At 52.0% G+C, this 25,496-nt stretch carries 25 protein-coding genes and 1 riboswitch; of the genes, 18 read left to right on the plus strand and 7 right to left on the minus strand.

Annotation, left to right across the window (positions count from 1 at the left end; all coding sequences use genetic code 11):
• On the plus strand, positions 1 to 1,080 hold a 1,080-nt coding region (gene thrS, locus LBO03_09995), incomplete at its 5' end, for a threonine--tRNA ligase (GenBank protein MDR3349905.1).
• A 117-nt stretch (positions 1,081 to 1,197) separates the two neighbouring features.
• Here the strand turns inward: thrS and LBO03_10000 are convergent.
• From LBO03_10000 to LBO03_10020, 5 genes are read right to left on the minus strand one after another with little or no spacing between them, the layout of a single operon-like run.
• Positions 1,198 to 2,229, minus strand: a complete 1,032-nt coding sequence (locus tag LBO03_10000; GenBank protein MDR3349906.1) for an ABC transporter substrate-binding protein — start codon at positions 2,227 to 2,229, stop codon at positions 1,198 to 1,200.
• A 41-nt stretch (positions 2,230 to 2,270) separates the two neighbouring features.
• Positions 2,271 to 3,593 (minus strand): hypothetical protein, encoded by a 1,323-nt coding sequence (locus tag LBO03_10005; protein ID MDR3349907.1) that lies wholly within the window; start codon positions 3,591 to 3,593, stop codon positions 2,271 to 2,273.
• Positions 3,594 to 3,602: 9 nt separating this feature from the next.
• Positions 3,603 to 5,090 (minus strand): hypothetical protein, encoded by a 1,488-nt coding sequence (locus LBO03_10010; GenBank protein MDR3349908.1) that lies wholly within the window; start codon positions 5,088 to 5,090, stop codon positions 3,603 to 3,605.
• Between the two features lie 33 nt (positions 5,091 to 5,123).
• Positions 5,124 to 5,969, minus strand: coding sequence for an ABC transporter permease (locus LBO03_10015; protein ID MDR3349909.1), 846 nt, complete (start codon positions 5,967 to 5,969; stop codon positions 5,124 to 5,126).
• 36 nt (positions 5,970 to 6,005) lie between these two features.
• Positions 6,006 to 6,815 carry an ABC transporter permease gene (locus LBO03_10020; protein MDR3349910.1) on the minus strand — a complete coding sequence of 270 codons (810 nt, stop codon included), beginning with the start codon at positions 6,813 to 6,815 and terminating at the stop codon, positions 6,006 to 6,008.
• A 379-nt stretch (positions 6,816 to 7,194) separates the two neighbouring features.
• Positions 7,195 to 7,312, plus strand: a riboswitch (FMN riboswitch).
• Between the two features lie 76 nt (positions 7,313 to 7,388).
• Between LBO03_10020 and ribD the strand changes: the two genes are divergently transcribed.
• The 5 genes from ribD to LBO03_10045 all read left to right on the plus strand — a co-directional run bounded on the left by ribD (position 7,389) and on the right by LBO03_10045 (position 11,073).
• A complete protein-coding gene (gene ribD / locus LBO03_10025; GenBank protein ID MDR3349911.1) occupies positions 7,389 to 8,501 on the plus strand; it encodes a bifunctional diaminohydroxyphosphoribosylaminopyrimidine deaminase/5-amino-6-(5-phosphoribosylamino)uracil reductase RibD in 1,113 nt (370 codons plus the stop codon).
• 7 nt (positions 8,502 to 8,508) lie between these two features.
• Positions 8,509 to 9,168: a riboflavin synthase gene (locus LBO03_10030; GenBank protein MDR3349912.1), complete on the plus strand. Its 660-nt coding sequence runs from the start codon at positions 8,509 to 8,511 to the stop codon at positions 9,166 to 9,168.
• Positions 9,158 to 10,357 carry a bifunctional 3,4-dihydroxy-2-butanone-4-phosphate synthase/GTP cyclohydrolase II gene (locus tag LBO03_10035; GenBank protein ID MDR3349913.1) on the plus strand — a complete coding sequence of 400 codons (1,200 nt, stop codon included), beginning with the start codon at positions 9,158 to 9,160 and terminating at the stop codon, positions 10,355 to 10,357. Before LBO03_10030 ends, LBO03_10035 begins: the two co-directional genes overlap by 11 nt.
• Before the next feature lie 79 nt (positions 10,358 to 10,436).
• Positions 10,437 to 10,904 carry a 6,7-dimethyl-8-ribityllumazine synthase gene (gene ribE / locus LBO03_10040; protein MDR3349914.1) on the plus strand — a complete coding sequence of 156 codons (468 nt, stop codon included), beginning with the start codon at positions 10,437 to 10,439 and terminating at the stop codon, positions 10,902 to 10,904.
• Positions 10,905 to 10,983: 79 nt separating this feature from the next.
• Positions 10,984 to 11,073 carry a hypothetical protein gene (locus LBO03_10045; protein MDR3349915.1) on the plus strand — a complete coding sequence of 30 codons (90 nt, stop codon included), beginning with the start codon at positions 10,984 to 10,986 and terminating at the stop codon, positions 11,071 to 11,073.
• A gap of 101 nt (positions 11,074 to 11,174) precedes the next feature.
• Here LBO03_10045 and LBO03_10050 read toward each other — a convergent pair whose 3' ends face one another.
• Positions 11,175 to 11,645: an acyl-CoA thioesterase gene (locus LBO03_10050; GenBank protein MDR3349916.1), complete on the minus strand. Its 471-nt coding sequence runs from the start codon at positions 11,643 to 11,645 to the stop codon at positions 11,175 to 11,177.
• 253 nt (positions 11,646 to 11,898) lie between these two features.
• Complete coding sequence (locus tag LBO03_10055; protein ID MDR3349917.1) at positions 11,899 to 12,525, minus strand: tyrosine-type recombinase/integrase; 627 nt, start codon at positions 12,523 to 12,525, stop codon at positions 11,899 to 11,901.
• A gap of 350 nt (positions 12,526 to 12,875) precedes the next feature.
• Here LBO03_10055 and grpE point away from each other — a divergent pair, with 350 nt between their 5' ends.
• The 12 genes from grpE to LBO03_10115 all read left to right on the plus strand — a co-directional run bounded on the left by grpE (position 12,876) and on the right by LBO03_10115 (position 25,469).
• Positions 12,876 to 13,598 carry a nucleotide exchange factor GrpE gene (gene grpE, locus LBO03_10060; protein MDR3349918.1) on the plus strand — a complete coding sequence of 241 codons (723 nt, stop codon included), beginning with the start codon at positions 12,876 to 12,878 and terminating at the stop codon, positions 13,596 to 13,598.
• The gene (locus tag LBO03_10065; protein MDR3349919.1) at positions 13,595 to 15,259 is read left to right on the plus strand and encodes an Hsp70 family protein; all 1,665 of its coding nucleotides are present in this window, start codon (positions 13,595 to 13,597) and stop codon (positions 15,257 to 15,259) included. Before grpE ends, LBO03_10065 begins: the two co-directional genes overlap by 4 nt.
• 37 nt (positions 15,260 to 15,296) lie before the next feature.
• Positions 15,297 to 16,847 (plus strand): hypothetical protein, encoded by a 1,551-nt coding sequence (locus tag LBO03_10070; GenBank protein MDR3349920.1) that lies wholly within the window; start codon positions 15,297 to 15,299, stop codon positions 16,845 to 16,847.
• A gap of 19 nt (positions 16,848 to 16,866) precedes the next feature.
• Positions 16,867 to 17,043 carry a DUF1232 domain-containing protein gene (locus LBO03_10075; protein ID MDR3349921.1) on the plus strand — a complete coding sequence of 59 codons (177 nt, stop codon included), beginning with the start codon at positions 16,867 to 16,869 and terminating at the stop codon, positions 17,041 to 17,043.
• 192 nt (positions 17,044 to 17,235) lie between these two features.
• Positions 17,236 to 18,177: an LPP20 family lipoprotein gene (locus tag LBO03_10080; GenBank protein ID MDR3349922.1), complete on the plus strand. Its 942-nt coding sequence runs from the start codon at positions 17,236 to 17,238 to the stop codon at positions 18,175 to 18,177.
• Between the two features lie 57 nt (positions 18,178 to 18,234).
• Complete coding sequence (locus LBO03_10085; GenBank protein ID MDR3349923.1) at positions 18,235 to 18,936, plus strand: hypothetical protein; 702 nt, start codon at positions 18,235 to 18,237, stop codon at positions 18,934 to 18,936.
• Between the two features lie 108 nt (positions 18,937 to 19,044).
• On the plus strand, positions 19,045 to 19,986 hold the full coding sequence (locus LBO03_10090) for a hypothetical protein (protein MDR3349924.1): 942 nt from the start codon (positions 19,045 to 19,047) through the stop codon (positions 19,984 to 19,986).
• On the plus strand, positions 19,983 to 21,134 hold the full coding sequence (locus tag LBO03_10095; GenBank protein MDR3349925.1) for a hypothetical protein: 1,152 nt from the start codon (positions 19,983 to 19,985) through the stop codon (positions 21,132 to 21,134). Before LBO03_10090 ends, LBO03_10095 begins: the two co-directional genes overlap by 4 nt.
• 3 nt (positions 21,135 to 21,137) lie before the next feature.
• The gene (locus LBO03_10100; GenBank protein MDR3349926.1) at positions 21,138 to 22,322 is read left to right on the plus strand and encodes a hypothetical protein; all 1,185 of its coding nucleotides are present in this window, start codon (positions 21,138 to 21,140) and stop codon (positions 22,320 to 22,322) included.
• A gap of 4 nt (positions 22,323 to 22,326) precedes the next feature.
• Positions 22,327 to 24,240: a hypothetical protein gene (locus LBO03_10105; protein ID MDR3349927.1), complete on the plus strand. Its 1,914-nt coding sequence runs from the start codon at positions 22,327 to 22,329 to the stop codon at positions 24,238 to 24,240.
• 78 nt (positions 24,241 to 24,318) lie between these two features.
• Positions 24,319 to 24,801 (plus strand): hypothetical protein, encoded by a 483-nt coding sequence (locus LBO03_10110; GenBank protein MDR3349928.1) that lies wholly within the window; start codon positions 24,319 to 24,321, stop codon positions 24,799 to 24,801.
• 167 nt (positions 24,802 to 24,968) lie between these two features.
• On the plus strand, positions 24,969 to 25,469 hold the full coding sequence (locus tag LBO03_10115; GenBank protein ID MDR3349929.1) for a TerD family protein: 501 nt from the start codon (positions 24,969 to 24,971) through the stop codon (positions 25,467 to 25,469).
• The last annotated feature ends 27 nt before the right edge of the window (positions 25,470 to 25,496 follow it).

Consider the following 25,496-nt stretch of genomic DNA (forward strand, 5'->3'; position numbering starts at 1 on the left):
ATCGAGGCTATTTCCCGCCAATTTCATTTTGAATTCGGCTATGACGAGATAAAGACGCCGATCATCCTGACGCGGGAATTATGGGTGCGCTCCGGCCATTGGGATCATTATCGGGACAATATGTATTTTACAAACATAGACGAAGAACCTTACGCTATTAAACCAATGAACTGCCCCGGCTGTATATTGGTGTACCGCTCGCGGCATCACAGTTACCGTGATTTGCCTGTCCGCATGTTTGAGTTGGGACAAGTGCACAGGCACGAATTGTCCGGCGCGCTGCACGGACTTATGCGGGTGCGTTCCTTCACGCAAGACGATGCGCATATTTTCATGATGCCAAGCCAGATCAAAGACGAAATCAAAAACGTCATAAAACTTTTTGACCGGCTTTATGGCGTGTATGGCCTGAAATACAGCGTGGAACTTAGCACTAAACCGAAAAAAGCCATGGGCGACGACGCCGTGTGGGAATTGGCCACTCAGGCTTTGCGCGCCGCTATGGAAGATTATGGCTTGAATTACAAAGTAAATCCTGGCGATGGCGCTTTTTACGGTCCCAAGATTGATTTTCATTTGCGAGATTCGCTGGAACGTACCTGGCAATGCGGCACCATCCAGCTTGATATGCAGATGCCGGAAAAATTCGATTTGACCTATACGGGCGAGGACGGGCAAAAGCATCGCCCGATAATGATCCATCGCGCGCTTTACGGTAGCATAGAACGGTTTATAGGCATACTTATTGAGCATTATGCCGGTTCTTTTCCCGTATGGCTCGCGCCCAAGCAAGTACGCGTATTGCCGATTACCGAACGCAATGTTGCGTACGCGGAAAAATTGCGCCAACGATTGGCCGCCGAAAGCATCCGCGTTTATCTTGATGAGCGCAATGAGAAAATCGGCTATAAAATACGGGACGCGCAGATGCAAAAAGTGCCTTACATGCTGATTGTCGGCGACAAAGAGGAAGAAAACGGCACAGTTTCGGTAAGGGAGCGCAAAAAGGGCGATATTGGGCAGCAAAACATTGAAGAGTTTATCACCGAGATAAAAAAGCAAATAGCCGAGAGAACGTAAAAAGTTGGTTGCGGATGCTATCCATATCCGCAAGGCGGCAAAAGTCCGAAAAAAGCGCAAATCCCCGCAAAGCCTTTTTACGAGGCTTGCGGGGATTTGCGCTTTTTTGTGCTTCCTTTACTGGAAAACGTGTTCCGCTACGTCGCTTACTTTAAAATCCTGCGGTATTACTTTGTTGCGCCGAAGCTCTTCCAGCCACGGTTCCACGTCTTTGTCGTCAAATTCTACCCGTCCGCCATAATAATGGGTGGCGCTGACCGGTACTTTTATCCATTCTTCGGTAAGTTTCCGCGCTTCTTCGGGGTGTTCGTTGGCGTATTTTTGCGCTTTGGTCATGGCGCGGCCAAACCGCTTGATAACATCGCGGTTTTTATTGATGAATTCCGTGTTGAAATAATAAAAACCCATGCCGCCCGCCGTTCCTAATTTCGCGTCCAGACTGTCGGCGATCTTTACCATGCCCGCTTGCTCCATTGATTTGTAATAAGGGGGATGCACCGCGCCGACGGTAATCAGGCCTTGCTTTAGCGCCTGTACCGTTTGTACGTCCGGCATAGTAACGAACTCTATTTTGTCGCGCGGCACGCCGTTAGCGTCGGCAATTTTGTTGGTCAGAAAGTCTGTGCAAGTGTTGCGGGTAGAAGTAACGAACTTCAATTTCCCATCAAGTTTGAGCAAATCTTTGAAATTTTTAATGTCCGGGTGTTCTTTGGGGTTTACGTACCAATTCATGTGGCGCAATTTGGGATCAAGTTCCGGCGCGGGGTCGATGCCCAGCGGATAAGTGCCCTTGATTTTGGCGCCGCCGGCGATGGCGACCGCTATCCCGTTAGGATGCGACGTCCCCACGTCGTTGTCGCCGTTTAATACCGATGGTATGCGCTGGTTGGTCTGTGTGTCGCCGGTATAAACAATGCGCAGCCCTTCTTCTTTCAGAAAACCTTTTTTGTCGGCGATTACCCAAGGGGTAGCCTCGCAGTTAGTACGCGACCAAGTCTTTATGGGGAACAATTTCTCGTCAACTGCCGCGCCTTTTTCCCCTTCGCTGCCGCTTATCGGTTTGGCCGCGAAATTGGCGCCGTAGATAATGCCGCCGGCCACTATAACGCCTAAAACGCCTACAAAAATTTTTCCTTTGCCAATAGCCATGTCTTAACGCCCCTTTGCTTTAAATTTAATTTGCCCGGTATTTACTGATAATCTTCCAGCACCAAGGTGTATATATCTTCCACCAGCCGCAAGGCGCCGCTGTAGCCTACATAGGAACGGTCAAGCACCATGCGGTTGCTTACGGGGGTGGATACTGAAAGCTGATAAGCGTTTATTTCCTGCGCCAGCACACGATCCCAGGCACTGCCTAACAGAAGGGGGCGCGCCCGAAAAGATTTTCGGCGTATGTCCTCATGTATCTCGCCGCCGTCGCTTAAAAATTTTACCTCTGCTTTTATGCCGCCGGCAAAATTTTTAAATTCGTCGGCCAGCGCCTGTTGATATTTTGGCGGCGCGCCATCGGTTATATATTGCGTTTCCGGCAAGAGGCCCATGTCCTCGATCAAAAACCTGGCCAGGCCCAGCGCATAGAAACTGTCGGCCACCGTCAGGAAGCGCCGCGGCATCAGCCGGGTTTCCAGCAGAGAATCGGAGGCGCGGTCAATAAAATAAAAATATTGCGCTTCCAAGTTTTTGATAACTTTATCGGCCCGTTTAGCTTCAATGCCGGCGTATTCGGCGACCGCGCGCAAAAATCTGCCGGTTTCCGAGGGACCTATGGGCAGGGACGGATAATGAAGATAAGGAGTGCCAAATTTATCTTCTAAGCGTTTTACGTTGGACAGGCCGACCCAAGGCGATATCAGGAGATTGAACTGCGCCGCCGGCGCTTTGCGCAAAGCCGCGATGCCGCGCTTTGGGCCGGGGCCGAAGATGATATTGGGCGTAAGCCCCAAAAGAGACAGCAACTTCTCTATCTCGTTGTAGGTGCCCATCCAGAAAGGATCCTGATAAGGGACGACCGACCAGACGTTTACCAACCCCGGCTCTGTATGTCCGGCCGGTTTCAGGTACTGTTCGATCAAGGCGTCCAATACCAGTTCGTGCCCGAAAAAGTTAGTGCCTTTAAATCCGCCTGTCTCCACCGCCACCAGCGGGTAGCCGTCTTTTTGAAAACGGCGCGCTATTTCCAAGGCGTCATCGCCGATGATATCCGAGGTGCAGGCGGTCAGGATGACGAACAGATCGGCGTCCATGACTTTGAGCGCGTTGCCGACGACTTCCCGCAGCTTGTTTTCCCCGCCGAAAACCACTTCTTTTTCGCCGATGTTGGAGCAGGGGATAGAATGGCCGCCCGTATAACCGGAGCCTTGACAACCGTTGGACAAACCAAGCGTTCTGGCCAGCTTCTGGCCGCAGCCCCCGCCCGCGTGCAATATGGGCACGGCGCGCTCAATGGCCAGTACCGAATGGTAACTGCCCAAGGCGCAGACATAGCGTATTTGTTCTATAAACTCCGACATTTCGCCAAATTACTCCCTTCCGGTTTCCCGCAAAAATCTGAAAGCATCCTGCTCCATCCACCAATCGGTATAGGGCATACGGGTATGTTCGGACAGTTGCCGGATAAAATTGCGGTTGGTCATAATATCCAATATTCTTTGCCCAAAATCCAAAAAACCTTGATAACCGTAAGCCGAAAACTCATCGTTGACCATTATGGCCGGTATGCCCAGTTTGGTCGCCCAGACCGTCATGCCCGGATGTCGGCCGATATAAAGGTCGGGCTTCAGGCGGTTCAAAAGATTTACGATCTCATAAACCTGCTGATCCACAACGCTGAAAGGAAGCTCCTCTTTTCCGGATTCCGCCAGATGTTGGACCGCCGGGGGGATTTTGCCGTTGTCATAAATCGGGTCATAATGCCAAGACGCGCCCCAGACGACTTCTATGGAAAATTCTTCCAACAGCCTTATATAATTATGCGCGTAATTTGGCCCCATGCCGACAACGGCCCGCGTCCCTTTAAGCGATTGCCGGAGGGCGGCCAGTTCATCGGCTATTTTGGCGTGTTCTTCCCTGATGTAATCTTCGGCTATTTTTTCTTTGCCCAGCAAACTGCCTATGGCCCTTAGCCAAGCGTCCGTGCCGGCAATGCCGTGAGGCTGGATGGATTTGACGTAAGGCACGCCGTATTGTTTTTCCAGGGCGTGTCCGAAATATCCGCTTAAAGTGCCGCATATACTGATAGTCGCCAACGCTTCCGAGGCTTTTTCCAATTGCTCGATAGTGCTGAAAGGGACCATGAACACAGGTTCCACGCCAAACCGTTCCAGCATTTCCTGTACCTTTTTGCGGGCGCTGCCGGTGAAGTTTATCATGTTCATCTTGTTGGATTTTTTCTGCGGCGGTTTGACAATGTTGGTCAATATGGCATGAAACACGGCATCAAAGCCGCTGGCCCAGATCTGCGACTTAAAACCCTCGCAGAACACCGGGGCGACGGGGACGGGAATCTCCGCGCGCGCCGCTTGGATGATGCTCAATATATCTTCGCCGATTATGCCGGAAACGCAGGAAGTCGTTACAAAAATCGCCTTGGGGTTGAAACGCCGGTAGGCTTCCCGTATGGCCCTTTTTAATTTCTCGGCGGCTCCGAATACCGTATCGTTCTCCGTCATGTTGGTATTGATGAGACGGATGTTGGCCCGTCCCAGCCCACGCGCTTTGCGTCCCCACTTGTATTCGGCGTTGTTGACCGTCGTGTCGGCAATGCAGCCGACCGGGGCGTGGTTTACGATGGCGGCATCCGCTATCCTGGTCAAATAAGTGTGCGCGCAGCCGGAACTGCAGGCGCTCATCTGGCTGAACTGCCTTTCGCGGTTCTTCAGCGCGCAGCCTCCCGCCCCTTCCGCGCAAGCGGCTATTTCGCCTATGTTTCCGTTGTACCCGGTTATTGAGCCGAGCCGGGTCTCTCTTATGGCTACCTCAGGGTTTTCCAAATCAATCTTGAAAGCCATGTGCATTCCTCCTTCAATTTAATTTATCTGCGCTTAATATTCCGGATCGGCCGGTTTCCAAGCGATGACCCTTCTTTCTATTAAAGAGAACAGATAATTCAGGGAAAGGCCAAGTATCGCGATACAGACAGTGGCCGCGTATAAATTGGAAATTTGATAATTGGTCTGCGCGTTCCAGACCAGCCAGCCCAAGCCGCTGCTGGCGCCAATCATCTCCGCCGCCACCAAAAGGAAAAAGGCCGCCCCGGCGCTGCTTTTTATTCCGTGGAAAATACCCGGCAGCGCGCCCGGGAGAAGTACCCGGCAAAACATGGACAGCTTGCTTACGCCCATGGAACGGGCCGCCTTTATATAAAGGGGATCAACGCCCTGGACGCCGGTTATGGTGTTGAGCAGGACGGGCCAGACGCAGACCCAGAAAATCATGGCGGCTTTGGACAGTTCGCCGATACCGAAAAGCAATATAAATACCGGGTGCAGGGAAAAAGGGTTTACCGCGTGCAGAAAATTCAAAACAGGTTTCAATATGCGCTCAAACAACTTGAACCAGCCGCCCAAGGCCATCCCCAAGGGAACGCCCACCACCACCGCCGCCAGAAAGCCGTTGGCCGCCCGCCACAAGCTGTAAGCGATATGTTCCAGCATAACGCCGTCCTGAAAAAGCTGTAAGATAGTTTTTAATATGACAGTGGGCGGGGTGATAAAATTGCGGTCAAGCAAACCGGAACGCGTCCCGGCCTCCCAAAGTATGAAAAACAGCCAGATTGAAGCGTTATCGCGCAGCGTGCGCCAAAACTTGCCGATGCTTGCTTGGATTTTGTCTTTGCCTTGTTTCAGCAGCACAACATTGTCCGCTTTTTTTAAAGATTGAGCGTCCATTTTTTTCACCTTCTTTCCATGTTATTGTTTGTACGGTCAATCATGGCTTTGCTCCTTGTTCCATACTATTAAAGTTTTTTCCGCGCAGGTGATCAGATAATTCGCCAGCATGCCCAAAACGGCAATCAATAAAGCCGCCGCAAACAGCCGGGGTATGATGAAATTTTCCGTGGAATTTTTTATCAGCCAGCCAAGGCCCGCTTTCGCGCCGATTAATTCGGCGGCGATCAGCATCAAAAAAGCCAAGTTGGCACCGGCCCTTATGCCGGTAAAAATCACCGGCGCGGCACCCGGCATGATTACCTTTTGAAAAATTGACAACTTGCCCGTACCCATGGAACGCGCTATTTTTATGTATAAAGGGTCTATCTGCCGCACCCCGGCGACGGTGGTGGAAAATATCGGCCAGATGGTTGACCAGAAAATGATGCTGATTTTTGACAATTCTCCGATGCCGAAAAACAAGATAAAGATAGGGAAAAGACAGAAAGCGTTAATTTGGCCGAGTATGCGAGTCAGCGGACGCAAAAACAAAGTCGCGGCAGGGAAGGCGCCCCCCAATATGAAACCGGCGGGAATGGCTACAATCGTCGCGAAAAATATTCCGATCAGCGTGCGTTGCACGCTGGCCGCTATATGCACGAACAAATCGCCGCCGGCGGTCATTTTGGCCATGGCCGCCATCACCGCTGAAACCGGCGGCAAAAACTGCTCGTCGATTATGCCGGTGCGGGGGGCAACCTCCCAGAGCAGGAAAAAACCGGCGAGCCCGGACAAAGCGGCTAAATTGTCCTTGAAAGTGGATAGAGGCAGGTTGCGGTAAATAGCAGGGGAAATCTTAAACATAATTTTGCGCCTCCGAAAAATATAAAGGCCGGATATTTTTCATATCCGGCCTTTATCGGTATAATCAGCCATTTAACGGTATAATTGTCTCATCCATGTTTTTGCCGGCGAACAGCATCATTTAACTGAACCGGCTTGCGGACTTTGCCCGAAAACTCGCCAAGGGCGCTATTTTTAAAAGCCCCTCTTAAATACATACCAAATATATATTTCTAATATTATATGCAACTAATTATGGCATAAAATAAATAGCCTGTCAATAACTTTAGCAAATTTTATTTAAACATATAAGGGAACATGTAAAACATATTAACAGATAAAAATGATAGCGGCTTGCCATTTTGGGCATTATGTGTTATCCTGAAAAAAAGAAAATAAAACAAGCCTTTGGGGCAGGGTGAGATTCCCTACCGGCGGTAAAGTCCGCGAGCTGCTTTGCAGCATGATTCGGTGCAACTCCGAAACCGACAGTATAGTCTGGATGAGAAAAGGCGCGCAGGTTTTGGATCATGCGGCTACTTCAAAGGTGTGGCGGCGTGATTTTTTATTTGCCCGCAGAGGTGGTTTTCGGTTATGAGCATTGACGAATCGTACATGAAAAGGGCGCTGGAATTGGCCGCGTTCGCCCGGGGACGGGTTGCGCCCAATCCTATGGTGGGCGCCGTGCTGGTTAAAGATAATAAAATTGTTGCCGAAGGCTGGCACGAAAAAGCCGGAACGGCGCACGCGGAAATAGTGGCGCTTAACCGGGCGGGGCAAGACGCATCTGGCGCGACTTTATACGTTACGTTGGAACCCTGCGCGCATTACGGGCGCACGGGGCCTTGCGCCGACGCGCTGATCGCCGCCGGCATCCGAAAGGTGTTTGTGGCGGTGCGCGACCCCAATCCTTTGGTGGCCGGCAAAGGCATTAAAAGATTAAAAGAGGCCGGCGTGGAAATTGTCGAAGGCTTGTTGGCAAAAGAGGCGAAAAAACTCAACGAGATATTTTTCAAATGGATTACGGCCTCTTTGCCTTTTGTCGCAATGAAATACGCCATGTCGCTGGACGGGAAAATAGCCGCCAAAACCGGCGATTCCAAATGGATCAGCGGATCGGCGTCAAGGGAGGCGGCGCACGGCCTGCGCAACGCTTATGACGGGATAATGGTCGGCATCGGTACGGTTGAAGCCGATGATCCGGCTTTAACCTGCCGAATCAAGGGCGGGCGCAATCCTGTCCGCATAGTAGTGGATTCAAAGGCGCGCATATCTTTAAAGGCGCGGCTTTTGCAAGACGCTCTGGCGCAAACTGTCGTTGCGGCGACAGAACTCGCGCCGGCGGAAAAACTGGCTGAACTTGAGAAACTGCCCGGCGTAAAACTGCTCATTGTACCCAGCCTGAACGGGCGGGTTGATTTGAGAAAATTGTTGGTTGAACTCGGCGGCGCCGGACTGACCGGCATATTGGCGGAAGGCGGCGGGACCTTGCACGCGGCTATGCTGCAAGCCGGCCTTGTTGACAAGCTTTACGCCTTTATCGCGCCCAAGATAATTTCCGGCCATGCCGCCCCCGGGCCGGTCGGCGGCATAGGCTCGGAAAAGGTCGCCGATGCCTGGGCGGTTGATGAAATGGAATTTAAAAGATCGGGGGAAGATATTTTGGTTACAGGCTATTTTAAACAAACAAAAGGCAAGGAGAAATAGGAAAACTATGTTCACAGGCCTGATAAGCGAACTCGGCAAAATAAAAAGCAGCCGGCGCAACGGACGTTCTTTTTGTTTGACAATATCGGCGGACAAAGTTTTGGCAGGCTTGAAAACAGGCGACAGCGTCGCCGTCAACGGCGCCTGCCTGACGGTAACCGGCATGGCGAAAGACAGCTTCACCGTCGACGTCATGCCGGTTACCGCGAAAAATACCGTTGTCACGGATTTCCGGGCAGGCGATTCGGTAAACCTTGAACGCAGCGTCAGGGTAGGAGACCGTTTGGATGGGCATATTGTTACGGGGCATGTTGATTTTGTCGGAAATATTGCGGAAATCTCTAAAGACGACATAGCTTATATTATATCGATAAAACTTCCCCGGGACGGTTTGCGCCACATAGTTTTGAAGGGTTCCGTCGCGGTTGACGGCATCAGTTTGACGGTGTGCGAAACCGGCGCGGACTTTTTCAAGGTTTCTGTCATTCCGCATACGGCAAGTTGCACGACATTGGGATGCAAAAAAGTCGGCGATTCGGTAAATGTCGAGACTGACATTTTAGGGAAATATGTGGAAAAATTGCTTAATGGGGAAAGAAGCAATCCCAACCAGCATGTTTTAACAAAAAATACGTTTTGGGAAGAGGCGGTTAAAAATGGGTTTTAGTACGGTTTCGGAAGCGATTGAAGCGATCGGGAGCGGCCGGATGGTACTGGTCGTCGATGATGAGGACCGCGAGAACGAGGGCGATTTGATTATGGCGGCGGAAAAGGTAACGCCGCAGGCGATAAATTTTATGGCCACTTACGCCCGCGGACTGGTTTGCTCCCCTGTAGCGGGAGAAATTCTTGATAAGCTTGATATGAAACAAATGGTAAGCAAAAACACCGACAATCATGAAACAGCTTTTACGGTGTCGGTGGACCATGTGGACACGACTACCGGCATATCGGCCTTCGAGCGGGCGCATACTATTTTAAAAATGATTGACGACAATGCCAGGCCGGAAGACTTCCGGCGGCCGGGACATGTTTTCCCGTTGCGTTCAAGGCCGGGCGGCGTTTTGCGCCGAAGCGGGCATACGGAAGCAACTGTCGATCTTGCGTTTTTGGCCGGGCTGAAACCGGCCGGCATTTGTTGCGAGATCATGAGCGACAACGGTGAAATGGCCAGAACGCCGGAATTGGTGGAATTCGCTGCAAAGCATGATATAAAGATGATTACGGTAGCGGCGCTAATCGCCTACCGAATGGAAAACGAAAAGCTGGTCAGGCGCGTGTCGGAAGCCGACCTGCCCACTAAATACGGGATTTTTCGCCTGTTTGCCTATGAAAACGATTTGGACAACCAATGCCACCTGGCATTGGTCAAAGGCGACATAGACGGGCAAAAAGATGTGCTGGTACGGGTACATTCCGAATGTCTGACCGGCGACGTGCTTGGTTCTTTGCGCTGCGACTGCGGCGACCAGCTTCATAGAGCTATGTCCATGATCGAAAAGGAGGGGACAGGCGCGCTTATCTATATGCGGCAGGAAGGGCGGGGGATTGGCCTGGCAAACAAAATACGGGCTTATGCGTTGCAGGATAAAGGGTTGGATACGGTCGAAGCCAACGAAGCGTTAGGATTTGCGCCGGATCTGCGGGATTATGGGATAGGCGCTCAGATAATAAAAGACATTGGGTTAACCAGCATACGCCTTTTGACCAACAACCCGGCAAAAAGGGCGGGCATTAACGGATATGGGATAAAAGTAGCTGAAATAGTGCCCATAGAAATTCCGGCCAACGAATATAACGCCCGCTATCTTTCCTGCAAACATTTAAAAATGGGGCATATATTGAGGCAGGGGTAAAGTTGCGCCGGCAAAAGCGTTTGCGGCAAAGCGCGATAATCAGTTTCAATAAACTTTGTTAAGTTGAGGAGATGAAAAGATGAACAAAATAATTGAAGGCAACATTTCTGCCAAAGGATTTAAATTCGCCGTAGCCGTGTCGCGGTTCAATGAATTTATAACCGTCAAGCTTCTGAGCGGCGCGTTGGACGCGTTGAAGCGGCACGACGCCGACGAAGGCTCTATATCGACGATTTGGGTTCCCGGTGCCTTTGAAATACCGCTGGTCGCGAAAAAACTGGCGGCCAGCGGCAAATATGACGCGATAATTTGCCTTGGCGCGATCATTCGCGGCGGCACATCGCATTATGACCTTGTATGCGCGGAAGTTGCCAAAGGCATTGCCCAAGTCGCTTTGAGTGCGGGACTGCCGGTAATTTTCGGCGTGCTGACCACCGACAACATAGAGCAGGCGGTCGAGCGCGCCGGCACTAAAGCGGGCAACAAAGGTTTCGACGCGGCCATGTCGGCAATGGAAATGGTCAACCTGATGAAAATGTTAAGTTGAGCCGGCCATAAATAAAGTTATGCAAGCGGCGCCATTGTGTCAGGCGGCTGATAACGCCGCAATCTTGGCCGGCGCCGGCATGGGCGCCGCGTCCGGGCGGCCGGATTTTCGTTCGCAAACCGGGTTATGGAAATTGAAATGCCATCAGACATTGCGCGTTTTGCAATAGCCGGCCAATTGTCCCCATAAAAGCACAATTTCCGCATAATCATTGCGCAATGCTTAATTGGCGGAGGAACAATCCAAACGAAAAAATAAATTGAAACAAAATCAATCAGACTGGCACTTGCGGCCTTTGTGTTCCTCGTGCCTTTTTTTCCCTTCCGTGAAAGCCCAGCGTTCGCTTTCCGTTTCTATAATCAATTCGGGAAGAATATGGGGCTTGCCCTTTTTATCTATGGCCACCATAGTAAAAAACGCCGATAAAGCTTTTTGCGGCGTCCCGTTTTCAATGTCTTCCACTTCCACGCTGACGGTTACCTCCATGGAGGATTTCCCCACATAAACTACTTGGGCCGTACAAATGACCAGATCGCCGATGAAAATAGGCAAATGAAACTCCAATTCGTCGACCCGCGCCGTTACTACATTGGAACGGGCATAGCGCCTGGCCGAAACATAAGCGGCGGAATCCATCAGTTTGATGATCTCGCCGCCGTGGATATTGCCGGCCACGTTAGCCTTGCTCGGCATCATTACCTCTGAAATTACTATCCTGGAACTGGAAGAAGTCTTTTCCATGTTGATTTTTACCTGCCTTTGAATTCATCGTTTTTGTTGAAATGTCGCCTGTCATTATTTATAAATATGAAGTATATTTAATGATTTTATAATAACTTTTGTAACTATTTTTGTCAAGGGCAAACTATTCTCTATATCGCTTGCCCCTTTATGCGCGATGCTTCTTGAACAGCAGGCGGCGTAATTATTTATAAACAGCATAGGCTTTGTTCTTGCTTTTGGCTGGCCTGATGACGGGCGCCACCGGATATATTCAAGAGGCTTGCTTTATCTTGGGGCGCGTCCGTTTCTTCCTGTCCCGCCAGGAAGAAAATACGGTGTTCTGCGCCCGGTCAAGCTCATCCTGCGCTATGCCCAGATAGCGGCGGGTAACGGCGAAAGAACTGTGGTTGAACACCTCCATGATGACGGCGACGGAAACCTTTTTTTGCCAGGCATGGTAGCCGAAGGTCTTTCTTAAAGAATGGCAGGAAATATTCCCGCTTACCCCTGCCGCCTTCGCCGCTTCCTTGATGACGCTCCAGGCCCTTACCCGGCTGACGGGCGAGCGCTTGTCGCGCCCGCTGAAAAGGCAATCCTTGGCATCGACAACCTTTAGGTCTTTCCGGTAGGCCCGCAAGATGCGCAATATGAAGCCGTTCAGGAAAATGGCACGTCTCTTGCCGGTCTTTTGTTCCGTCATGGTTATATGCTTCTTAAACCTTCCCCGTTTAAAGTCGTATATGTCGTCCCAGGTAAGGGATAGCAAATCGCTTATCCTCAAGGCGCTGTAGACGCCGAGAAAAATAAGCAAGTAGTTTCTCCTGCTGCCTTTGGCGAGCCAGTATTCCGCCATCTTGCGCACATCGTCCTTTTTCCTGATAGGCTCCGCCGCCGCCATTGACCATTCCCCCGCTTGCAAATTTTTTGATTGTTATGTATTGCCATATTATAAAATATATATTAGAATATTAACGTGCCGTTAATAATTTGATTTCGCGTATTCAATACGGCTTTTCACACATTTGATATTCTACCAAAAATCCGGGATAACAATAGTAAAAAATTGTTATCCTGGATATTTTTTTGCCAATAGCGGCGCGGTTTTTACCGCGCCGTTCCTTTTTGGGGGAGTTTACGGAAACTGGGAAAACACGTTTTCCGCCCCTAATGCAAAGGCGCGGCCTTGCTATGGTTAACAATTTTTTACTATTGTTAACTTGTCTTTAACGAAAGGATGGGGATTTAAAAATGGACGAAGAAAATAAGTCGCCGGAAACTATTGCTCCCGCAATGGAAGATATTGCTCCCGCAGCGGAAGATATTGCTCCCGCAGCGGAAGAGGATGCCACGACAACACTTGAAAGCGCGGAAAAAGAAAACGTCTTGGAGCTTTCGCCTGTGTCGGCGGAAGGGAACGTTGCGGCAGAAAAAGACAGCGGGCTTGCCCGGATAGAGGAAAAACTTTGCGCTATAGCCGATGGGCAGCAAAACATCTTGGACAATTTCGCGGACAAATTAAAGTACGATGCCCACAAAGAAAAAACTATCGATCTTCTGCATCGCGAACTCCAGGAGTACAAACGCGGCTTGCTCAAAAATCTGCTGAAACCAATGGCGCTTGATTTAATAACCCTTATAGACCGCAATGAAAAATTCCTATCCCTTTGCAAAAATACGGAAAACCTGGAAACGGAAAAACTTCTGAATATAATAACCGGCTATTCCGATGATTTGGGCGATGTGTTGTACCGGCAGGGCATAGAGCCTTTTGCCGAGGAAGGCGATTTTAACCCGGCACGGCAAAAAATTTTAAAGGTCATTGACACCGACCAAGCGGAAAAAGACAAAAAAATAGCCGATATCGCCGGCAAAGGCTATGTATGGGAGGGGCAGGTTCTGCGGCAGGAAATAGTTAATGTTTATAGATATAAAAATTCAAATACGGAAAGTGAGGCAACAGAAGTAAAATGAGCGACGCAAAAAAAATCTATGGGATTGACCTTGGTACTACCTATTCCTGTATCGCCTGTCTGGACACGCACGGCAAACCTGTCGTGCTGAAGAACTCCGAAGGCGACCTGACCACCCCATCGGTAGTCTTTTTTGACGAGGGAGACAATGTGGTCATTGGCAAAACCGCCAAAGAAAACTCCAAAATGTATCCTGACGCCGTGGTGTCTTTTGTCAAGCGCTCCATGGGCGACCCGAACTATCTTTTCGGCTATCAGGGCAAAACCTACCGCGCCGAGGAAATATCGGCCTATATCCTGAAAAAATTGGTGGCGGACGCCGAGCAGGAAGCCGGCGAGAAAATAACGGACGTAGTAATTACCTGCCCGGCTTATTTCGGCATTAACGAGAAAGAAGCGACGGCCAAGGCCGGGGAGATCGCCGGCCTTAAAGTCCATAGCATCCTCGCCGAGCCGACCGCTGCGGCTATCGCCTGGGGCAAAGCCAACGACGAGAACAAAGTTGTCTTGGTCTATGACCTGGGCGGCGGAACCTTCGACATTACCATGATAGAGGTCAGCAATAAGAAAATAGAAGTCATCGTTACCGGCGGCGACCACAACCTCGGCGGCAAGGACTGGGACGACGCCCTGATCGGTTACTTCGCCGACCAGTACCGGCAGCAGTCCGGCAAGCAGGACAACATACTCGCCGAACTGGACACTTATCAGGAACTGCAAAACTTGGCGGAGAACAGCAAAAAGACCCTTTCCGCCCGTGAAAAGTGCCCGGCGTCCTTTATCGGCGGCGGGGCGAAGATAAAAACGGAGCTTACCAGGGAAAAATTCAACGAAATTACCGCAGACCTGTTGGAACGCACCATAAGCCTTACCCGGGACATGCTGGCGGAAGCGGCCAAAAAAGGGTTTAAGAAGTTTGACGAAATACTGCTGGTGGGAGGCTCCACCAAAATGCCGCAGGTCGGCGAACGGCTGAAAAAAGAGTTTTCCGTGCCGATCAATTCTTTTGACCCGGACGAAGCCGTGGCCAAAGGTGCCGCCATTTTCGGCAACGACCTGATGGTCAACGGGGAACTGAAAAAAGCCATCGCGGAGGCCACCGGGAAAAAGGCCGAGGACATCAAAGACGTTAGCCAAGTGGACGCAGCGGTAATGGAAAAGGCCGCCCAGAAAGTGGCCGGCAATTTGGGCTTTTCCGTCGACGCGGTAAAAGGCGCGGGCAAAACCATCACCAATGTCATCAGCAAGAGCTTTGGTACTGACGTTTATGATAATAAAGGGAATAAATCAGTCTGCAATCTCATATTGAAAAATACCAGTCTTCCTTGCGAAGCGTCTGATGAATTTTGCACATCGGTAAACAATCAGAAAACCGTCCTAGTGGAAATTCTGGAAAATGAAATAGGTGAAAAGAATGTGCCTTGGGATGAAAACTTGAACATACTGATTGGTCAAGCTGTACTGGATATACCTCCAAACATGCCGGCCGGCTCACCCTTGAGAGTAACCTTCAAGCTCAGCGAGGATGGCCGCTTGGATATGGAGGCCGTAGAACTGTCTCAAAACGGTAAGATCCATCTCACCATCCAAACTTCTTCCGTCATAAACGCCGAGGAACTGGCAGAAGCCAAGTTGCGAAGCTGTAATATGAAGGTCAGCTGATAGGAGCTATTATAAAGGGAAAAGCGAGGGGCCGCCGATGCCGGAAGAACAAAGACGCGAAAACTATTACCTGTTGCTGGAACTGCCTTACGACCCGCCGGAAACGAACCAAACCGCCATAAACGACGCCATCAAGAAAAAGCAGGTGGAATGGTCGCAAAAAAGAAACATTAACCCGCAATTCAGCCTCTATCTCAATCTTTTAACCGACATCAAGCAGGTCATGGGCGACAGCGGACAGAGGGCGGCGGAAGCAGCGGAAGCCAAGAGGCTGAAAGCGGAAGAAAAGAAGGAAGAATATGCCCGGCTGGACAACTTCATCAAAATTATCTGTCAGGGCAAAACAAAAATCTCACGCGAAGCGGTGGATGAGTTATTTAACAAGTTTCCGGGCATCGCAAAAGAGGAAATCCTCGCGCGCCTTCCTATTCCCATAGAAAGTCAGCCTTTGGATACGTCCGTTATGAACGGCATCAGGGAAAAGCTCGTGATTGTCAGTCCGGAGTACGAATCCCTGTACGATTTTCTGTCTATGCCCCATAATGCCAAGCTGTCCAAATTGTCTGCCGTCACGGAAGAAAAGGACAAAGAACTGAAAAGCATCGCCAAAAAAGATGCCAAACTGGCCGCCGCCCAATATCTCGTGGGACAGTGCCGCACTTTGTTGTGCGACGAGGAAAAAAGAGGCAGATATGACGAAAGCCTGCTGCAAGTTAAACTGTCGGTCTTGGACGAGCAGATAGACCTTGCCGCCATGGCATCCGGCAACCACATTAATGTCGGCAGCTTCTCCGTTTTGCTCGCGGAAGCCCAAAAAAACAAACTGCCGGACGCAGAGGTACGGGAATACATTATGAAATACTGTCGGAAAAAGGGCATAACCTATGAAACACCGTCCCCGCCTGCCGGCGGGGAACAGAACAGGCGTGAGGAGCAGGACAGGAGCGAAGAGCAGAGGCGCGAGGAACAGAGGCGTGAAGAACAGAACAGGCGCGAAGAGCAGAGAAGCGAAGAGCAGAGAAGCGAAAGTTCAAGCAGCAAATGGCATGACAAAAAATGGCTGGTTATGCTTTTGCTCTTTGTGTTTTTCCCAGCCGGGCTGTACGGGCTTTGGAAAAGTGCCCGATTTTCCACGGTTTGGAAAATCGGCCTTACCGTACTGATTTTGCTCGCTTTTATCGGCGTGCAGAAGGAAAAGCGTCCATCGCCCGCCGCCGTGGCGCAAACGCCGAGTTCGCCGCCGGTTTCTGCCGTTTCGCCCACTCCCGCCGCCCCGCCGGCCGCTGCCGCGCCTTCCGCGCCGGTCAGCATGGCGGCCAGCATAGAAGTCGTCAACTGTACGGGCGATCCTGCCAATAACGGAAAGATCGAAGAATTTTTCCGAAAAAACAGCATTAACATTGACAAGATTTCCATCGGCAACGTTCAGGACAAAACGCTTTTGGCGGTTTACACCGATGACAGTTTCACGGTAAAAACCTTGACTGCCGTGCCGTTTAAGCGCAACATGCGTATCCTCAGCCGTCCGGCGAACCTAAAGAGCAGCATCAGCGCGATCGTTTACGCGGGCAGAAATTTCCCGAACTAAAGGAGGTGAACAGCCGCGCATGAAAGTAAGAAAGGTTTTGGCGGTTTTGTGCGGGGCGGCCTACGTTGTCAGCCCGATCGACATTATACCGGATCTTCTTCCGCTGCTCGGACAGGCGGACGATTTGGGCGCCATCGTGTTGGTAATCAAATATGTTATGAGCGGCACAAAGGCGAAAAACAATGAGGAGGTATGAAGATGAGCGCTGGCAGCAGCATGCAGCAATGGATGTGTACGGTTTGCGGCAAAAAAATTCAAAAGTCTAAAACATCCGGCCGTCCGGATCCGGGGATCTGTCCCCGCAAAGAAGGGAAAAAGCCGCATTCCTGGGTAAAAAACAGTTGAAAAGGCGTTTTTTGCCTAAATAAAACTGGGAAGGAGTTAGTTGATGAAAAAGTTTTTTTTGTTTCTTTTCTGTGCAATTGCCATTGCGGCCGGTTTGCCGGGACAGCCGGCTCTGGCGCAAGGCCAAGTCGACTGGGTGAACAAATCTGTTACGGCGACCGGGTTCGGCGCCCCCAACCCCAAACACACAAACCCTGCGCAATCCCGGCTGATGGCCAGGAGCGCCGCCATTGCCGACGCCTACCGCGCGCTTGCCGAAACAGCCCAGGGCGTCCAGGTCGATGGCACGACGACGGCCGCCAATAAAATGGCGGAAAACGACATAGTCCGAACCAGGGTGATGGCGGTGCTCAAAGGCGCGACCATCGTGTCGGAAGGCTGGGATGGCGAGGGTGCCGAGAGGGCTTATATGGTAACCATGCAAATACCGCTTTTTGGCGCCAGCAGCCTGTTGGAAGGCTTGCTGTCGGCGGAGGAGGTCAAACCGCCCGTGCCGTTCGCTTTGCCGTCCGCGCCGGTGCCCGAGACGCCGCCGCCCACCATCACTACCCTGCAAGCCCCGCCCGCAGCGGCTCCCGCGCCGTCTTCTCCGCCGCCGCGCGCTCCAGCCGCAGCGGAATCCGCCCCGCCGCCCGCGCCGCCGCGCCAAAATGCCTACAGCGGCGTAGTCGTTGACTGTCGGGGAATGGGTTTGGTAGCGGTTGCAACCCCCTCTTTGTACGATAACGGCAAAAGGGCGATCTACACGCCGGCACAGGTGGATGTCGCCAGGCAAGGCAATCCCGGCATGCTTGACTATTCGCAAAGCCTGGACTCACAGGAGCGGGCCGGCGGCAATCCCTTGATCGTAAAAGCGGTAACTTTGGACGGCAACAACGCCAACCCGGTCATCTCTTCCTCCGATGCCGATTACATCTTGGCGGAAAACGCCAAAAGCCGTTTTTTTGATAACCTGTCCGTGGTGTTTGTAACGGAAAACGCGTAACACAAAAAAACCGCGCGCCCGTAAAAAAATTGAAATATTGAAAGGTGGAATTTTACTATGTGGAAAAAAATCATCATCCCCGTGTTCGCCGTAATCATGCTTGTTTCGGCGGGCACTGTCTATTCCGGCATTCCCGGCATAGGCGGCGGCAAAAGCAAGTCTTCGTCTTCCTCCGTCGATGTAGACGGCCTGAGCAAACGGCAAAACGAACTTTTGCAAAAATTGAGCGCTTCGGTATCATATTTTGAAGGGGCAAAAGTGCTTGTGGCCGAAAGCGTGAAACTGTTTCCGCCCGAAAAAATTGCTTCGCAAAGAAAGGCGATCGAAGACTTTAAAAGCGGCAAGAACTCCAACATCGGCGACAGTTATAAGGCGCTTGAGAGCAACAGCCCGAGTTCGGAGCAACTGAAGGCGAAACTCGCCGAGCCCAGGGACGCGGCGGAAGAAGCCGCCTTGAAATCGGCTGTGCAGACGGCGGAAAATCTCAAAGTGGTGGCATACGGCTTCACGCTCGCCGCCGCCCTTGACGCGCCCAAGATCGTCGCCGATGCATCCGCCGGCCTGAAAGACATGGCTATCGCCAGCAAACTGAACGGCATCATCAAAACGGTCAATGCGGCTAAAGACATTTTGACCGCGCAAAAGAAAGCCATCGAAGACTACAACGCGGCCGTGTCCGACTATAAAAGCCGGGCCGGCGTTACGACGCCCAGTGACAAAGATGCCCTCAAGGCCGTGGAGAGCATGGACAAAGGTTGAGGGAACAATAACGCCAAGGCGGCTCGCCCATCGCGGCCGCCCCTTCGGCGGACAGTATAAATTCCCACCGAACAAAGTCTCTTTCCCCGAGCAAAGGCGGTAATGTGTGTGCTGAAAGTGAAATCTGCCGGCGCTATTTTGTGCCTTTTGAGCGTGTGCCTGCTTTTCGCCGGCGGCGCTTGGGCGCAGGGCATAGACTGGCAAAACGGGTTTATCGAGGCCGAGGGCATCGGGCTGCCGCCGCCCTCGGCCGTAACGCCCGCGCAGGGGCGGCTCATGGCACTGAGCGCGGCCAAAGCCTTCGCCTACCGCAACCTTTTGCTGATAGCGAGAAACCTGAAAATCAGCCCTTCTACCAACGCAGGGCTTATCATTGATGAAAATCCCCGCGTCCGGGAGAGGATAACGGGCGTGGTAAAGGGATCGGAAGTCTTTAAGACGGAATATTTGTATGACGGTTCCGTTCGCGTCATCCTGCGCATGCCGCTTTATGCGGAAAAAGGAATGGAATGGGCGCTGGAGCGCCGCATCGCGGACGCGGAAGCGCTTAACGCGGACAGTTCCCGCATCGTTTTGGACAATGCTGGCGCCTGGGCCGAGTGGCGGTGCAACGATCCGGAAATCATCCTCAACTGGCATCGCGCCCAAGGCGCGCCGCCCGCCCTGGGCTTAGGCTGCTTTTATGAAACAAAAGACGGGAAAGAGGGAGCTATTGATTCGTCCATCGATAGCGGCGCGTCTCCTCTTTCCTACATGCGGCTGAACAATATTGAACAGTTGAAACGCGTATTGTTCTACGCGTATAAAAATTCGTCCGCCCCCTGGCCGGCGCTGGGCGGCGAAGCAACCCTGCGCCAGATGGGGCGGCCGGATATTGTCCTGCGCCTGGACGCGCCCGGTAAAAGCGAAATATGCGTTGTCGCCGTCATGGAACAGGAACGTGGCGGCGTTTGGCGCGTTACAAAACAAAATGCTTATTTCGACAATCGCATGTCCGTGCGCTTTGCCTACAACTGGGGATTTGCACGGCGGGAAGGTGATAAACAGTGAAAAAAACTTCGCTTTTCTTTCTGCTTTTTTTATTTTGGGGCATTTTGCCCCGGCACGCCGCCGCCGCCGCCCCCGGCGGCGCGCCCGCCAACCTCAGTTGGGCGAACGAAGTTTACGAAATTTTCAGCGATAGCCCGCCAACCGCCGCCGGCGCGGCGAAAATAGCCGATGATACGGTAAAGCAAACGCTGGCGGACGAGATCGGCATGAAATTGCGCGCTTTGGACGCGCAGGGCCTGTTGCCCTTCAAACTGCGCACAGAATCCGCCGGCTATGAGACGACGGCCGCGCGGGAACAAGTGATGGGGCTGATAGCCCTTATCGCCGACGAAAGCGTTTCGGCGCGCAGCTACACTATCGGCGGCCAAGATTATACCAAGGAATTTGTCTTTTGCGGTTTGGATTTGATGATTTGCAGTGCATCCAAAACCGACGGCAGCGTGCGCATACTCTATACCGTCCCGTTGCGCGGTTACGGCATCGCGCGCGCCGAGGGACGGTCGGTGGGCATAGAGGCGCGCCGGGCGGAATTTGTCCGCGTGGCTAAAACCCTGCTCCAAGATTTAAGTTTCGCGCAGAAAAAAGGCCGGGTTTTCACGGTGGATGAACTGGATTTGCGCTCGTTGGGAGAATCCTACCAGGTAAAGGATATCTTGCTGAGTGCCAAGGCGGCAGAACTTTTCGGTGGCGCCGGCGGCAAAATAAAAGAGCTTTTGGCCGGCGTGTTCACTTCCGCTTATCAAAAAACCACGGGACGGACAGTATTCCCCCCTGCCTTGGGCGGCAATTGGAAGAAAGACGCCGCGACCGGACTTTGGTCGACGGAAGTGGCGGGCGGGATGGGACGCCGGAAATTGACCATGCCGGAAGCGGAAAACCCCATTACTTTAGAAGTCAGCGGCATAGCTTGGAAAGACATTTCCCGCTCGGAAAACACCGCTCTGGTCAACATGGTCTACCGCGCCTGGATGAAAAAATCGCCGGTGGAAACGGGCGAAAAGGCAGAGCTCGACAAACATATCCTGCACAACTACGCCCGCTTTAATATGGACGAAGCGCGAGACGACATTTTTATGGAACTTTTGACAACTCTGGCGACCGATCTGGGTTCGCAGAAAAGTTCCGGACAAGGAAAGAGAAAGGGGTAACCCATGAAAGAGAAAGCCAGCTTTTCCGCGTGTTTCGGGATAATCTTAATGTCGCTTTTTTATTTCGCCTCTTTTGCCTTGTGTCCGGCCGCCGCTTTTGCGGAAATCTCCCAAGGCCGTGCCGTCATTATTAACGGCAACCTGAAAAGGGCGGAAGAAGAAGCGCGCCAGGATGCCATGCGGATGTTTGTGGAAAAAAAGATCAGCGTATCGGTTGACGCCCAGAGACTGGTGGTAAATCACATGGCCGAGGTGGATTGGGTAATGACCAAATCCAGCGGCTATGTTTTCGTGAAAAAAGTCGTTAGAACTTGGCAGGAAGGAGATATTTTTTGTATCGAATTGGATCTGGAAGCCGACGAGAAAAAAATCAAGGCCGCTCCTAAGGACATCCAGGAAGCCCTCGCCGCCAGCCGCGACGACCGAGGCACGGTGGCGGTGGCGGTTACCGGCAAAAACTTGGCCGGCGAAAAGGAAGACCTTGAGGAACTGAACAACTATTTGCAGTCGCGTTTGCGACTGACCGGCTTTCGGGTGGTAAAAAACGTCGCGTTGCTGCAAAACATAGAAAAAAACGCCGCGCTGCCCAAAGCCGCGCAGAACAACGCGCTAAGGGCCGTCCTGCGCGACGAGACCACGGCCAGGGCGCTGGTGCGCGGCGATCTGAAAGTAGAGGAAGCGACAGGGGCAGGAGATAGATACAAAGCTACCGTCCGGGCTTCTTTTGAAATCATCAGCGCGGAGAACGACGACGTTGACCCTTATTTTGAATACGTGGAAGACGTGGGCACCACCCGGGCGGAAGCGATCCGCAAGGCCAAGGAGAAGGCTTTGCGCGAGGCGTCCGGACGCCTCGCCGAGCTGGCGCTGGAAACCATGCAGGATCAGCAGCGCGGCGGCGTTAGGCACTTGGAAGTCATTTTGGAATTTCATAACGTAACCGATGCAAACGCCCAAGGACAAAGCATTGGCAACGCCCTGCACGAGGCGCGCTGCGACGTTATCCGTAAGGTCATGACCAAAGAAGGCGCTTACCGCTTTTTTATTGAGACAACCGCCTATACCAGCCTGCCCGCGCTGCAGGATGCCCTGCGCGAAGCCATTCCCGGTTTGACGGGCGACGGTGTAAACATGGAAGGGGCGGAAGGCACGAGCAAAATCATCTTCCGGTTCGCGGGGAGGGCGTAAAATCATGCGCAAAATAGCTCTTTTTCTGGCAGTTTGCTTTTTCTTGGCCTTTGCGGGCGCGCCGGCGCAAGCGGCGTCCATGGAAATTGCCGTGCGCGCCGAGGGAAGCACGGAAAGCCAGGCCATCGCCAACGCCAAAAAAGAAGGCGTGAAAAAAGCCGCCCTGTCCATTACGGAATTGTCGGCTGAACAAACCGCTCTTATCGCGGAAAGTTACGCGGAATACGTGGAAGATTTCAGGGTTTTGCGCAAGGAAACATCGGCGAAAGGCATTTTGATTTTCGGCAAGGCAACGGTCAGCGCGGACAAAATCGCGCAAGCGGTCAAGAAGATAGTACAAACGGCCAGGCAGGAAGAATTTCAGGAAACCAAGGTAAAACCCAGCGTCAGCGTGTTTATCAGGGTAAGAGGGGGGACGGGCGGCGAGGCGGCGGGCGCGGAGAGAGTGCGGCAAGCTTATGTGGACGCTTTGCGCAAGGTCGGTTTTGCCGTGAGCGGCGGCGGGGAAAGCGAGCTTGCATCGCTTTTCGCGGATCAATCGACGAGTTTTGAAGACTTTATGGCCAAAATGCGCGAGAGGCTGAAGGAAGAAGTCGCGATAAAAATCGCCGTGTTCGGGGAGATAAAAATAGAAAGCGGCGAGGACGCCAGCGGCGCCTGGGCGAAGAGCGTTGTCAGGATAGAAGCGCGCGATTTAGTCAAAGATAGCCAGCTCATCACGGAATTTTCCGACAACGAAAGCCTGCGCCGCCGAACTTCAGCCGAAGCCTGCGACCTTTTGCTGGAAAAATCCGCGCGGACATCCGCGTCCGACGTTACGGCGGATATATTGAACTATTGGCAAGGCCGGCTGCCGGAGGAAGGCGCGAGTGTCGCCGCCCCGGCGCAGGGCGAGGGAAACATGCCCCGCATCGCTGCGGGCGCGTTTTACACGCTGGCCGTTAAAAAAGACGGTACCCTCTGGGCTTGGGGGGATAACGAAACCGGCCTATTGGGCGATGGCACGAACGTTGGCAGGAACATTCCGGGAAAGATCATGGCAGACGTGGTAGGCGTTGCCGCAGGTGCTATGCGGAGCCTGGCTGTTAAAAAAGACGGCTCTCTCTGGTTTTTGGGAGGAGTTAACAACCTTCCGGCAAAGATCATGGAAGATGTGGCCGGCGCCGCCAACGGCGGCCTCGAATACGTCTACACGCTGGCTGTCAAGAAGGATGGCACCCTCTGGGCTTGGGAAGATAATGAATACGGCGAGAGCGCGCTCCGCAGCCTGCCGATAAAGCTCATGGAAGACGTGGCCGGCGCCGCCGTAGGTTTCGGCCATATACTGGCCGTCAAGAAAGACGGTACCCTCTGGGCTTGGGGAGACAACGAAAATGGGCAAATGGTTGAGATTATATCATATTCCAATAATGGGATGATGCCCCACAACAGAGGCATTGACATTAATAGAACCTTCCCGGTAAAGCTCGCGGAGGGCGTAGCCGGCATCGCCGCAGCCCCTGACAATATGCTGTTTGTCAAGAAGGACGGTACCCTCTGGGCTTGGTCGGCAGATTACCGCGTAACTGGCGTTAGTGGTAGTGTCGTAAAAACAATCTACGCCCCCATAAAAATCACGGAGGGCATTGATGGCGTGTCCGGTGTCGCTGCAACAAACTCGCATATATTGGCCGTTAAAAAAGATGGTACCCTCTGGGTTTGGGAGGGTGAAAAATTGTTCGTTGGCGCGAACGCCGCCAAACTCTCCCCGGCAAAAGTCGCGGATGGTGTGGCCGGCGTTGCCGCAGGCTATGACCACATGCTGTTTGTCAAGAAGGACGGTACTCTTTGGGCCTGGGGAAAAAACGGATCCGGCCAATTGGGCGACGGCACGAACGTTGGCAAAGCAGCCCCGGTAAAGGTCATGGAGGGACTATAAACTGTCTTTTCCGTACCGCGTTTGGGCAAAGTACCTTCCCGCCGGGAGGCAAATTGTACAAAAGAACAGAGGTGTTTAATGATGACGAAACGCATTATGCCTGCATTGCTGGCGTTGTTGTTGTTCAATCTCACTTTTGTGGCCGGCGCCGCATCCGCAGGCGTACTTACCAAAATTTACGATACTTTCGTTTCTTCACCGTCAGGGACGGTAAGAGCGTTCGCCGAACAAATTAACGAAAAATCCTTTGATTTCAGCAAACTTATTGTTGAAAAACCGAAAAATTTGCTTTTGGCCGCATTGCTCAATCCGGAAATTAAAGAATATGCGGAAAAAAACAAAGAATTAAAATCTATATTCCAAGTTTTCACGGATCACTTTGGTGATATAACGAAAGTTTCTTTTACCGAAGAAATTTCGCGCAGCATATTTTTTGCCAATACCGCAGAAGTAAAAATTACCGAAAAAGGCAGCGACTTTTCTTGGCATTTTTCCCTTGTGGAGGAAAAAGACGGCTGGAAAATCAAAAAAATTAAAGAGTTTGGCTTTTACGATCTTTAATAAAGCAAGATTTCCTCTGGATTTGAGGGGGAAATAAAGAACTCGGCCAATTGGTCGACGGCGCGAACGTCGGCAAAGCAGCCCCGGCAAAGGTCTTGGAAGGACAAAATGTCTTTTTGCGCCGGCCGGCATCATTTTAGAAAAATAACTTTGGAGAAGGTGAAGGCATGACGGTAAACTTTACATGGCATAGAAAACCCGCAGCCGCTGCCGACAGCGCGAGCCCTGCGGAGACGCAGCCGGCAGCGCGGGGAAACATCGGCCTGAAGTCGATAAACCTCGTAAAAGGGCAAAGCATTTCCCTGCAAAAAACCGCCGGAAAAACTTTGCGCAAAGTAGTCATGGGGCTGGGGTGGACGCCGGCCGCATCGGGCTGTGACATAGATCTTGACGCTTCCTGCGTTATTTTCGGCTTTGATAAGCAACTGATCGATGCCGTATATTTTTGCAATGAGCAGTTCCAAGACAACAGCATCGTGCATAGCGGCGACAATCTTACTGGTGAAGTCGACGACGACGACGAAGAAGACGACGAAGAAGACGACTATAACGGATCATTTAGTTTGATCAAAACGTGGTCAATCCCGGTCATTCGTGGGCAATCGCGAGCGGCGCGGGATTTCGGCGTTTTTGGGCGGCCAAAGGTCAAAAGGGCGAAGTTGATATAAACGGCCAAAAAATAGAAAAAACGGCTT

The sequence above is a fragment of the Acidaminococcales bacterium genome (genome assembly GCA_031290885.1).
GTDB lineage: Bacteria > Bacillota > Negativicutes > Acidaminococcales > JAISLQ01 > JAISLQ01.

Bases quoted from the DNA above. Each gene is read 5' to 3' on its own strand.
- LBO03_10015 (MDR3349909.1), bottom strand. From the start codon at position 5,969: ATGGACGCTCAATCTTTAAAAAAAGCGGACAATGTTGTGCTGCTGAAA.
- LBO03_10010 (MDR3349908.1), bottom strand. From the start codon at position 5,090: ATGGCTTTCAAGATTGATTTGGAAAACCCTGAGGTAGCCATAAGAGAG.
- grpE (MDR3349918.1), top strand. From the start codon at position 12,876: ATGGACGAAGAAAATAAGTCGCCGGAAACTATTGCTCCCGCAATGGAA.
- ribD (MDR3349911.1), top strand. From the start codon at position 7,389: ATGAGCATTGACGAATCGTACATGAAAAGGGCGCTGGAATTGGCCGCG.
- LBO03_10020 (MDR3349910.1), bottom strand. From the start codon at position 6,815: ATGTTTAAGATTTCCCCTGCTATTTACCGCAACCTGCCTCTATCCACT.
- LBO03_10075 (MDR3349921.1), top strand. From the start codon at position 16,867: ATGAAAGTAAGAAAGGTTTTGGCGGTTTTGTGCGGGGCGGCCTACGTT.
- LBO03_10005 (MDR3349907.1), bottom strand. From the start codon at position 3,593: ATGTCGGAGTTTATAGAACAAATACGCTATGTCTGCGCCTTGGGCAGT.
- LBO03_10045 (MDR3349915.1), top strand. From the start codon at position 10,984: ATGGGCGCCGCGTCCGGGCGGCCGGATTTTCGTTCGCAAACCGGGTTA.
- LBO03_10065 (MDR3349919.1), top strand. From the start codon at position 13,595: ATGAGCGACGCAAAAAAAATCTATGGGATTGACCTTGGTACTACCTAT.
- LBO03_10055 (MDR3349917.1), bottom strand. From the start codon at position 12,525: ATGGCGGCGGCGGAGCCTATCAGGAAAAAGGACGATGTGCGCAAGATG.
- LBO03_10070 (MDR3349920.1), top strand. From the start codon at position 15,297: ATGCCGGAAGAACAAAGACGCGAAAACTATTACCTGTTGCTGGAACTG.
- LBO03_10050 (MDR3349916.1), bottom strand. From the start codon at position 11,645: ATGGAAAAGACTTCTTCCAGTTCCAGGATAGTAATTTCAGAGGTAATG.
- LBO03_10115 (MDR3349929.1), top strand. From the start codon at position 24,969: ATGACGGTAAACTTTACATGGCATAGAAAACCCGCAGCCGCTGCCGAC.
- LBO03_10110 (MDR3349928.1), top strand. From the start codon at position 24,319: ATGATGACGAAACGCATTATGCCTGCATTGCTGGCGTTGTTGTTGTTC.
- ribE (MDR3349914.1), top strand. From the start codon at position 10,437: ATGAACAAAATAATTGAAGGCAACATTTCTGCCAAAGGATTTAAATTC.
- LBO03_10080 (MDR3349922.1), top strand. From the start codon at position 17,236: ATGAAAAAGTTTTTTTTGTTTCTTTTCTGTGCAATTGCCATTGCGGCC.
- LBO03_10000 (MDR3349906.1), bottom strand. From the start codon at position 2,229: ATGGCTATTGGCAAAGGAAAAATTTTTGTAGGCGTTTTAGGCGTTATA.
- LBO03_10085 (MDR3349923.1), top strand. From the start codon at position 18,235: ATGTGGAAAAAAATCATCATCCCCGTGTTCGCCGTAATCATGCTTGTT.
- LBO03_10035 (MDR3349913.1), top strand. From the start codon at position 9,158: ATGGGTTTTAGTACGGTTTCGGAAGCGATTGAAGCGATCGGGAGCGGC.
- LBO03_10100 (MDR3349926.1), top strand. From the start codon at position 21,138: ATGAAAGAGAAAGCCAGCTTTTCCGCGTGTTTCGGGATAATCTTAATG.
- LBO03_10030 (MDR3349912.1), top strand. From the start codon at position 8,509: ATGTTCACAGGCCTGATAAGCGAACTCGGCAAAATAAAAAGCAGCCGG.
- LBO03_10105 (MDR3349927.1), top strand. From the start codon at position 22,327: ATGCGCAAAATAGCTCTTTTTCTGGCAGTTTGCTTTTTCTTGGCCTTT.